This is a genomic window from Streptomyces sp. NPDC002640, from assembly GCF_053592575.1.
The window spans coordinates 135,310-144,499 of record NZ_JBSFVZ010000006.1 but is presented as its reverse complement, the minus strand read 5'-3'; the positions used below and the strand labels follow the sequence as shown (position 1 = coordinate 144,499).

Here is a 9,190-nt window from a genome sequence, read left to right as displayed (position 1 = left end):
CGGATCCTGTCAGCGTGGAGGCTCTCGCTGACGCCGAGCGGCGTCTCGGGCGCTCCCTGCCCGACAGCCTGCGTGCGTTCCTTCTCGAGAGTAACGGTCTGCTCGGTCACTCAAGTGTCGAAGCAGTCTGGCCCTTGGAGCGCATCGTGGCTGCAAATATCTACTTCCGCTCTGACGCGGCGATGCGGGAGCTCTACATGCCCTTTGATGCGCTCCTGTTTTTCGGCGACAACGGCGGTGGTGATCAGTTCGCCCTCGTGGAGCAGCCGGATCGACCAGACATCTTTGTATGGGAGCATGAGAGCGACAGTCGCAGGTGGGTGGCGAACGACCTCCGCGACTATCTGAGACGCTCGCTCGCCCAGGGCGGGGACGAGTGGTACGAATAGCCTGCTCGGCAATACGTGGAAATTTCTAAGGAGCCTCGATTGCGGTCGGGGCTCTTCGCATTCCCCTTCTGGTCCGAGTCTGAGCGTAAGCCTTGTCCATCGGCAGTCGGGCGGCTTGCGCGAGGCGAGTGGTGCTGGGTGGTTGAGCAACGGATGATGGGGAGGAGTTGCCGGGACTTGAGTATGGCGACGGCCTCCTCGACGGGGGGGGCGAAGCGAACTCGCGATGGCATGCGATTGGAGGGGGTCTCTCGGGCGTGGAGAGCGAAACAGCGGAACGGCCCTCTTGCGCCTGGTGATCTCGTTTCCTGATTCCTGACGCTTTCCCTGGGGACGACAACGGCTCCGGCCGCCGTGCACGGCTGGAGGGCGCCGGGGCCTGGCTGCGGTGGCCTTGATGGCCCCGGTCAGGTTCCGGTCAGCGTGCCCAGGAAGCGGATGTGCGGGCGGTTGCCGGGGCCGGGGTGGGTGACCTCGGCGCGGACGCCGTAGACGTCGGCGATCAGGGTCTCGGTGAGCGTGTCGGCGGGAGAGCCGGCGGCGACCACGCGGCCTTCGCGGAGGACGACGAGCTGGTCGCAGTACATGGCCGCCAGGTTCAGGTCGTGCAGGGCGACGACGCTGGTGACGGGGAGTTCGGCGACCAGGTTCAGCAGGTCGAGCTGGTGCTGGACGTCGAGGTGGTTGGTGGGCTCGTCCAGCAGCAGCTCGCGCGGCTCCTGGGCCAGGGCGCGGGCGATCTGCACCCGCTGGCGTTCGCCGCCGGAGAGGGTGTGCCAGGGCCGGTCCGCGCGGTCGGTGAGGCCCGTGCTCGCCAGGGCGGCGCGCACGGCGGCCTCGTCGCGCGCGGTCGCGGGGGTCCAGGCCCGCCGGTGCGGGATGCGGCCGAGGCGGACGACGTCCAGCACGGTCAGCTCGACCAGGGTCTCGGCGTGCTGCTCGACGACGGCCACCCGCCGGGCCACCGTGCGGCGCCCCCACTCGCCGAGCGGGCGGCCGTCGAGGACGACGACGCCCGAGGTGGGGGCGAGGACGCCGGCCAGCAGCCGCAGCAGTGTCGACTTCCCCGAGCCGTTGGGCCCGAGCAGCCCCGTCACCGAACCGGGCCGGGGCGCGAGGCTGACGCCGTCGAGGACCAGCCGCCCGTCGAGGTCGCGGCTCACCCGGTCGGCGGCGAGGGTGGGTTCCGCGGTGGGCGGCGTGCCGGCGGGCCGCCGCCGGACCGGGGCCGTCATCGCGTCCTCCTGGTGCGGTACAGGACCAGGACGAACGCCGGGACGCCGACCAGCGAGGTGACCACGCCCACCGGCACCTCCTGGGGGTCGAGGACGGTACGGGCGAGGGTGTCGGCCCAGACCAGGAACACCGCCCCGGCGAGTGCGGTGACCGGCAGCAGCCGGGCGTGCCCCGGGCCGACGAGGGCGCGGGCGGCGTGCGGGAGGACCAGGCCGACGAAGCCGATCGCGCCCGCCGAGCTGACCAGCGCGGCGGTCAGCAGCGCCGTCACGGACAGCAGCACCAGCCGGGTCCGGGCGACCGGGACACCGAGCGTGGCCGCGGCGTCCTGGCCGAAGGCGAAGGCGTCCAGACTGCGCGCGTGGCCCAGGCACACCACGAGGGCGAGCGCCAGGACCGCGGCGCACAGCCCCACCTCGGTCCAGCCGGCCCCGCTCAGCGAGCCGAGCAGCCAGAACAGCACGCCCCGGGTGGTCTCCGCGTCGGCCGCCGTCGTCACCACGAACGAGGTCAGCGCGGAGAACAGCTGCATCGCCGCCACCCCGGACAGCACCACCCGGTCCGTCGTCCCGCCGAGCGTGTGGCTGAGCAACAGCACCAGGGCGAACGAGCCGACCGCGCCGAGGAAGGCGCCGCCGGACAGGGACAGGACACCGCCGCCCGCGCCGACGACGATGACCAGGACGGCGCCGGTGGACGCCCCGGAGGAGACGCCCAGCACGAACGGGTCGGCGAGCGGGTTGCGCAGCAGCGACTGCATCACCGCGCCGCAGACCGCGAGCCCGGCGCCGCACACCGCGGCGAGCAGGGTGCGCGGCAGCCGCAGGTCCCAGACGATGCCCTCGCGGATCGCGGTGAGGTCCGACGCGCCCCCGCCCAGGCGGGAGGCGACCACGGACCAGACGTCGCCCACCCCGACGGACGCCGGGCCGATGGTGATGGCCACGGCGACGGACAGGGCGAGCAGCGCCAGTCCGCCGCCCACGCCGGCCACGACGGGCAGCGCCCCGGTGGCCCTCCGCGTCGCGGGGACGGGGGAGGGGCGCAGGGACGTGGTCATCCGGCGAGCCCGTGCTCGCGCAGCGCCGCGGCCACCTTCTCGACGCCCTCCACGGTGCGGATCGTCGGGTTCATGGCCTGCCCGCTGAGCAGCACGTACCGCTTCTCCCGCACCGCCTTCAGGTTCCTGGTCGCCGGATGCGACTCCAGGAAGGCGATCTTGCCGGCGGCCGACTCGGCGGTCTGCGACCTGCGGGTGAGGTCGCCGAGGACGAGCAGGTCGGGGTCGCGGTCGGCGACGGTCTCCCAGTTGACCTGGGGCCATTCCTGGGTGCTGTCGTCGAGGACGTTCTTCGCGCCGAGCGCGTCGGTGATGACGCCGGGGGCTCCGCAGCAGCCCGCCATGTAGGGGGACTCCTGGTTCGCGAACCAGTACAGGACGGTGGTGTCCCCGGCGTCGATCCCCGAGGAGGCGTCGGCGACACGGCTCCGCAGCCGGTCGACCAGCCGCTCGCCGCGCTCCTCCACGCCGAAGACGCGGGCCAGTTCCCGCACCTCCCGGTAGACCGTGTCCATGGTCAGGGGTTCGGTGCGTGCGCCGTCACCGCCGCCGCTGTTGTCCTTGCCCTCGCAGTCGGCGGGCGACAGGTACGTCGGCACGCCGAGCTCGGTGAACTTCTCGCGGGGGGCCACGCCGCCCTTGCCCAGGGTGGACGTGAAGGAGGCGGCCACGAAGTCCGGTTCGGCGTCCAGTACGCGCTCGAAGGACGGCTGGTTGTCGGCGAGCCGGGGCACCCCGGTGCCGGCCTTCTCCAGTCCCTTCATGACCGGATCGGTCCAGGTGGCGGTTCCCGCCATGCGGTCCGCGAGGCCGAGCGAGAGCAGGATCTCGGTGGTGCCCTGGTTCAGGGACACGGCCCGCCGCGGCGGAGCCTCGACGGTCACCCGCTGCCCGCAGTTCTCGAACGTGACGGCTTCCGCGCCGGAGCGGGCGGAGCCGCCTGACCCGGCGGACGCGCCGGAGCCGGTCCCGGAGGCGGAGTCGGAGGCGGGGCCGGAACCGCAGGCGGTGAGCAGGAGCGCACCGGTCAGGAGCAGGGCGGAACGGCGGGCGGGGCGTGACAGATGCACGGCAGAGGCTTCCTCGGCGTCGGACCCATACGCGGGGTCGCGTGGACGTTCGGTCGCCAGCAGGTCTTCGGACTCGGGATCACCCCGGCGAGGCGCCTTCCCGGACCCGGCCGTGACCGTCGTCCAGTGGCTGCTGCCTCGCCCGTCACCCTTACCGCTGCGCGTCAGTTCCGGTCTCTCACCGGATTCCCTGACCCGTGGACGCGGACGACCGCGTCCACGAGTGCGACTGGCGTTCGGAAGCTACCACGCCGCGCTCGAGCGGCCCGCGGCGCCCTGGGCGAACCCGCGCCGCGACGCGTGGTTCCCGCGGCCGAGGCGCCGGCAGCCCGCACGAGACGGAGGCGGAGTGGCGGGCCCCGGCGGGGGAGGGGTCAGCTCTCGTGGAGGGCCTTCTTCAGGGCGTCGACGGCCAGGTGGCGGGCGACGTTCGCGGCACGGGTGTCGCGCAGGCTGTCCAGGAGCAGGAAGTCGTGGACCATGCCGGCCACGCGCACGGAGGTGACGTCGACGCCTGCCTCGCGGAGCTTGTTGGCGTACTTCTCTCCCTCGTCGCGCAGGACGTCCGCCTCGTCGGTGATGACGAGGGTGGGCGGCAGGTCCTTGAGCTGCTCCAGGCTCGCCCGCAGGGGGGCGGCGTACGGCTCGGTGCGCTGCGAGGGCTCGGAGTACTGGTCCCAGAACCAGATCATGCCGTCCCGGGTGAGGTAGTAGCCCTCGGCGAACTGGTGGTACGACGGGGTGTCGAAGTCCGCGTCGGCCACCGGGTACAGCAGGACCTGCGCCTTCAGGTCGATGCCGCCGCGCTCCTTGTTCATCAGGGCGAAGACGGTGGACATGCAGCCGCCCACGGACTCGCCGGTGACCGCGACACGGGAGGTGTCCAGGCCGTGGTCGGAGCCGTTCTCCAGCAGCCACTGTCCGACGGCGTAGTTCTGCTCCACCTGGGTCGGGTACTTCGCCTCCGGGGCCCGGTCGTACACCGGGAACACCCCGGCCGCGCCGGCGCCGACGGCCAGTTCGCGGAAGAGCCGGTCGTGGGTCTTCTCGTCGCCGAAGACCCAGCCGGCGCCGTGGATGTAGAAGACGACGGGCAGCGGGCCGGTGGCGCCCTTGGGCCTGATGATGCGGGTGCGGACCGTGCCCCACTCGCCGGCGTCGACCTCCACCCACTCCTCGTCCACCTCGGGCCGGGGCACGCTCGCGTCGCTCTGCAGGCCCAGGAGGATGTCGCGGCCCTGCTCCGGCGGCACCTCGTAGATCCGGGGGTGCGGGTCGGTCGCCTCGGCCAGTTCCTTCGCCGCCGGTTCCAGGAAGGGCGTGACGGGCGCGGGCAGATCGCTCATGCGGACTCCAGGTGCTCGGGCGTCCGGCGGCCACGGGGTGGTGGTCCGGACGCGCACTCCCCCCTGCTCCTCCTCCATGATCCCGGCCGCCCGCCCCCACGCAACCCGGCCGGGCGCCCGCGGACGCGGGGACCCGGCCGGGCGGTGGACGTCAGCGGCGCGCGGGCGTGGTGGGGTCCGTGTCCGCCGGGGGCAGGGCGGAGGGGGAGGCGGAGGGGGCGAAGGGGCCGTGGAGGGCAGCCCACTGCAGGAGCAGCACGGTCTTGCCGTCGGTGATGCGCCCGTCGAGGGTCATCGCGAGGGCCTCCGTGAAGGGCAGTTCGAGGACCTCGATGTCCTCGCCCTCCTCCTCCACGCCGCCTCCGGCTCCCGTGCGGTCGCCGGGGGTGTAGGGGGCGGCGAAGAAGTGGAGGCGCTCGGTGACCGAGCCGGGGCTCATGTACGCGTCGAGCACGTGGGTGAGCGGACCGAGGACGACGCCGAGTTCCTCGGCGGCCTCGCGGCGGATCGCCGTCTCCGGGTCGTCCGCGTCGAGCAGCCCCGCCGCGGCCTCGACGAGCATGCCGTCCGGGTGGTCGTTGACGTAGGCCGGGTAGCGGAACTGACGGGTGAGCAGGACGCGCCCGCGCCCGGTGTGGTAGGGCAGGACCACGGCGCCGTTGCCGCGGTCGTACGTCTCGCGCACCTGTGTCTCCCAGCGGCCGTCGCGGCGCCGGTAGTCGAACGTCGTGCGGCGCAGGACGTGCCAGCCCCGCGAGGTCAGTTCGACGTCGCGGACCCGGACGCCGGGGTTGCGGTCGAGGTGGCGTCCCGCCCGGTCGAGGCCGGTCCGGCCGCGGTGGTCGGGGACGTCCACCCCGGGCCGGGGCGTCACGCCTCCACCCGCCGGCCGAGGACCGGGATCTCCGCCACGTCGTGGTAGACGGGCAGGCCGCGGCGGCGTGCGAACGCGACGTCCTGGTCGGCGCCGACGGACTCGCCGGGCAGCCGCAGCACGGCGTCGCAGCGGGCCAGCAGGCGCTCGGCGGTCGGGTACAGCACCTCGTCGGCGAGGGGGTCGGTGGGGCCGGCGCCGGCCGAGTGCAGCACGGGCAGGGCGATCCACTCGCCGATGACGGGAAGGTGTCCGGCGGCGAACACGGGCCAGGCGGCCGCTTCGAGGCGTTCGAGGTTGGCGGCCATGGCCGCCGGGTCGCCACCGGTGCCGGAGCGGTAGGGGCCGGCGATGAGGATGAGGAGCGGCTTGTCGGTCATGGGCGCTACGATACATGCAGAAACGTGCAAGAACGGGAGAGAACAAGGATGCTGGCTGCCGAACGACGGGACCACCTGCTGGATCTGCTGGCCCGGCGGGGCAAGATCGTCGCCAAGGAGGTCGCCGCCGAGCTGGGCATCTCCGAGGACTCCGTGCGGCGTGACCTGCGCGATCTGGCGAGTGAGGGGCTGTGCCAGCGGGTCTACGGCGGGGCGCTGCCCGTCTCGCCGGCCGTGGTGGACTACGGCGCCCGGCAGAGCGTGGCCCCGGACGGCAAACGCAAGGTCGCCGCGGTGGCCGCCGGGCTGGTGCGGCCGGGCGGCGCGGTGATCCTCGACGGCGGCACCACCGCGCTGGCCGTCGCCCGGGCGCTCCCGCGCGAGCTGGACTGCACCGTGATCACGCACAGCCCGACGATCGCCGTCGCCCTGCTCGCCCACCCGCGGACCGAGGTCTTCCTGCTGGGCGGCCGCCTCTTCAAGCACTCGGCGGTCGCCTGCGGCGCGGCCGCGGTCGAGGCCGCGCGGAACGTCTCCGCCGACCTCTTCCTGCTCGGCGTCACCGGCGTGCACCCCGAGGCGGGGCTCACCACCGGCGACGCCGAGGAGGCGGCGATGAAGCGGGCCCTGGCGGCACGGGCCGCGGACACCTACGTCCTCGCCTCCTCCGAGAAGATCGGCACCGCCTCCCGGTTCCGGGTCCTGCCCTGGGAGGAGATCAGCGGACTGGTCACGGACCGGAGCGCGGACGACCCGGTGCTCGAGCAGCTCACACGGAGCGGGGTCGAGGTCCTGCCGGCCGGGTGACGGCAGGCGGGGTGACGGCGGGGTCGGTGACGGCGGGGTCCGCCTGGCGGATCCGGGCTTCTGGGGGCCGCCCGGAGGTCATCGGCCCATTCCTTCCAGCAGGGCGAGGGCGGTCTCGGCCGCGGCGAGGTCCTGCGGACCGATACCGATGAGCTTGGCGACCGTGATGTCGTCCGGTGTCCGCCGTCCGGGGACCAGGCCGGCCAGGACCTCGCCGATCTCGCCGTCGACGCGGCCCCGTGTGACCTCGCCGCGGGTGACGGCCGCGTGAACGTCGCCGAGGCGGAGGGCGAGGTCCCGGCTGTCGACGAGGACCCGAGTGGCGCGGCGCAGGCACGCGCCGTCGAGTTCACGCTTGTCCGGGTCGTCGGCGCCGAGGGCGGTGACGTGCTGGCCGGGGCGCAGCCAGGAGCCGAACAGGACGGGGGTGGGGCTCGCGGTCGCGGTGACGACGATGTCCGAGTGGCCCACGGCCCGCTCCGGATCGGAGGTCGCCACGACGTCGACGCGCGGCAGGTCCCGGCCGAGGCGATCGGCGAGGGCGACCGCACGGCCGTGGTCGCGGCCCCAGACGTGGAGCCGGCGGACCGGGCGCACCAGGGCGAGCGCGCGGGCCTGGAGTTCGGCCTGTCTGCCGGTGCCGAGGACGGTGGCGCGGGTAGCGTCCGATCGGGACAGGGCGCGGGCGCAGACGGCTCCGGCGGCGGCCGTGCGGAGGTCGGACAGGTGATGCTCGTCCTCCAGAAGGGCGGTGACGGCACCGGTCGAGGCGTCGAAGAGCGCGACGAATCCGCCGCCCTCCGGCAGGCCGCGTGTCCGGTTCCCCGGGAACCAGTTGGCCACCTTGACGAGGAAGTGGCGGCCCCCCGGCAGGTGGGCGGCCTTGACGTGGGCGTCGCCGCCGTCGGCGACGGGCAGCACCATGACGGGCGCCCGGGCGCCTTCGGTGGTGCTGAACGCGGTGAAGGCGTCGGCGACGGGTTCCACGAGGTCGGCGAGGCCCACGGCCGCGCGGATGCGGTCGGCCGGGTAGTGGCGGAAGCCGGGCATGGTGGTCCTCACTCGGGCAGGGTGTCGAGGACGCCGCGGGCCACCGGGCTCACGTCGCCACCGACCCGCACGTTGTGCAGCGCGTCGGGGTGTCCCTGCGGCAGGACGGTGAGCCGGCTCGGACGGCCGGTGAAGCGTCCCTGTCGCAGGACGAACTCCTTCTCCACGGGTACGACGCCGTACCGGGCCAGGTACGCGCCGACGCAGCCGGCCGCGCTGCCGGTCGCCACGTCCTCCAGGACACCGTCGTTGTTCCAGTGGCGGCCTTCCAGCGCCTTGACGTCGAGCAGGTAGGCGAACTGCGCGCCGTACCGCCCGACCAGGGCGGCGAAGTCGCGACGGACGATCCTCGCCCCGGCCAGGCCCATGGTCACCGGCACGACCAGGTACCGCAGCCCGGTGGAGACGACGGCCGGGGGGAGACCGGCGAGGACCTCCACCGGCAGGTTCAAGGCTGCCGCGACCTCCGCCCTCTCCTCCGCCGGCACGGTCGCGAGGAACTCGGGCGCTCCCTGGTCCAGCTCCGCGTGGAAGCCGGTGGCGGTGCGCCGGGTGGACACCTCGACGGTCCTGCCGGGCAGGTGGAACGTCCGGCGCAGGGGGCCGGGGGCGCCGTCGCGTTTGTGGAGGACGGCGGCCGCGCCCAGGACCGGGTGTCCGGCGAAGTCCAGTTCCTCGAAGAGGTCGAACACCCGGGCGGTGGTGCGGGTTCCCTCCGTGCCGCTCAGGAAGATCGTCTCGAAGTGACGGAGTTCCCGGGTGACCGTGAGCATCTGCTCGGCGGACAGGCCAGGGCTGTCGGGGAAGACGGCGAGGGAGTTGCCGGTGTACGCCTGGCCGGCGAACACGTCGACATGGCGGTAGTGCAGGGGCATGGGCAGGTCCAGGAGGTGCGGGAGCGGGCTGTACGCCTCGACGCTAGGCGGCGCCGACTCCGCCGTCGTGGTCCAATCCACGTAAGGTGGCCCACGTGGATCG

The 9,190-nt window shown here is 73.6% G+C and carries 10 protein-coding genes and 1 riboswitch; of the genes, 2 read left to right on the top strand and 8 right to left on the bottom strand.

Translation table 11 applies throughout. The features are described from left to right. Positions 1-14 precede the first annotated feature (14 nt). Positions 15-389 carry an SMI1/KNR4 family protein gene (locus ACWD3O_RS10645; protein ID WP_451415616.1) on the top strand — a complete coding sequence of 125 codons (375 nt, stop codon included), beginning with the start codon at positions 15-17 and terminating at the stop codon, positions 387-389. A 407-nt stretch (positions 390-796) separates the two neighbouring features. Here the strand turns inward: ACWD3O_RS10645 and ACWD3O_RS10640 are convergent, their stop codons facing one another. The 6 genes from ACWD3O_RS10640 to ACWD3O_RS10615 form a co-directional block, all read right to left on the bottom strand. Further along, on the bottom strand, positions 797-1,624 hold the full coding sequence (locus ACWD3O_RS10640) for an ABC transporter ATP-binding protein (protein WP_451415615.1): 828 nt from the start codon (positions 1,622-1,624) through the stop codon (positions 797-799). Continuing rightward, positions 1,621-2,685 carry a FecCD family ABC transporter permease gene (locus tag ACWD3O_RS10635; RefSeq protein WP_451415614.1) on the bottom strand — a complete coding sequence of 355 codons (1,065 nt, stop codon included), beginning with the start codon at positions 2,683-2,685 and terminating at the stop codon, positions 1,621-1,623. The genes ACWD3O_RS10640 and ACWD3O_RS10635 overlap by 4 nt, the downstream gene beginning before the upstream one ends. Next, positions 2,682-3,755, bottom strand: coding sequence for an ABC transporter substrate-binding protein (locus tag ACWD3O_RS10630; protein WP_451415613.1), 1,074 nt, complete (start codon positions 3,753-3,755; stop codon positions 2,682-2,684). The genes ACWD3O_RS10635 and ACWD3O_RS10630 overlap by 4 nt, the downstream gene beginning before the upstream one ends. A gap of 41 nt (positions 3,756-3,796) precedes the next feature. Then, positions 3,797-3,979: riboswitch (cobalamin riboswitch) on the bottom strand. A 150-nt stretch (positions 3,980-4,129) separates the two neighbouring features. Further along, positions 4,130-5,101 carry an alpha/beta hydrolase gene (locus ACWD3O_RS10625; RefSeq protein ID WP_451415612.1) on the bottom strand — a complete coding sequence of 324 codons (972 nt, stop codon included), beginning with the start codon at positions 5,099-5,101 and terminating at the stop codon, positions 4,130-4,132. Positions 5,102-5,252: 151 nt separating this feature from the next. Next, the gene (locus ACWD3O_RS10620; RefSeq protein ID WP_451415611.1) at positions 5,253-5,975 is read right to left on the bottom strand and encodes an NUDIX domain-containing protein; all 723 of its coding nucleotides are present in this window, start codon (positions 5,973-5,975) and stop codon (positions 5,253-5,255) included. Then, positions 5,972-6,355, bottom strand: coding sequence for a DUF4406 domain-containing protein (locus ACWD3O_RS10615; protein ID WP_451409185.1), 384 nt, complete (start codon positions 6,353-6,355; stop codon positions 5,972-5,974). Before ACWD3O_RS10615 ends, ACWD3O_RS10620 begins: the two co-directional genes overlap by 4 nt. 48 nt (positions 6,356-6,403) lie before the next feature. Between ACWD3O_RS10615 and ACWD3O_RS10610 the strand changes: the two genes are divergently transcribed. Next, on the top strand, positions 6,404-7,162 hold the full coding sequence (locus ACWD3O_RS10610; protein ID WP_451415610.1) for a DeoR/GlpR family DNA-binding transcription regulator: 759 nt from the start codon (positions 6,404-6,406) through the stop codon (positions 7,160-7,162). A 78-nt stretch (positions 7,163-7,240) separates the two neighbouring features. On the opposite strand, the gene ACWD3O_RS10605 is transcribed toward ACWD3O_RS10610, so the two are convergent. Continuing rightward, positions 7,241-8,224: an ornithine cyclodeaminase family protein gene (locus ACWD3O_RS10605; protein WP_451415609.1), complete on the bottom strand. Its 984-nt coding sequence runs from the start codon at positions 8,222-8,224 to the stop codon at positions 7,241-7,243. Next, positions 8,221-9,168 (bottom strand): PhzF family phenazine biosynthesis protein, encoded by a 948-nt coding sequence (locus ACWD3O_RS10600; protein WP_451415608.1) that lies wholly within the window; start codon positions 9,166-9,168, stop codon positions 8,221-8,223. Before ACWD3O_RS10600 ends, ACWD3O_RS10605 begins: the two co-directional genes overlap by 4 nt. Between the last annotated feature and the right edge of the window lie 22 nt (positions 9,169-9,190).

Bases quoted from the DNA above. Each gene is read 5' to 3' on its own strand.
- ACWD3O_RS10615 (WP_451409185.1), bottom strand. From the start codon at position 6,355: ATGACCGACAAGCCGCTCCTCATCCTCATCGCCGGCCCCTACCGCTCC.
- ACWD3O_RS10625 (WP_451415612.1), bottom strand. From the start codon at position 5,101: ATGAGCGATCTGCCCGCGCCCGTCACGCCCTTCCTGGAACCGGCGGCG.
- ACWD3O_RS10635 (WP_451415614.1), bottom strand. From the start codon at position 2,685: ATGACCACGTCCCTGCGCCCCTCCCCCGTCCCCGCGACGCGGAGGGCC.
- ACWD3O_RS10610 (WP_451415610.1), top strand. From the start codon at position 6,404: ATGCTGGCTGCCGAACGACGGGACCACCTGCTGGATCTGCTGGCCCGG.
- ACWD3O_RS10640 (WP_451415615.1), bottom strand. From the start codon at position 1,624: ATGACGGCCCCGGTCCGGCGGCGGCCCGCCGGCACGCCGCCCACCGCG.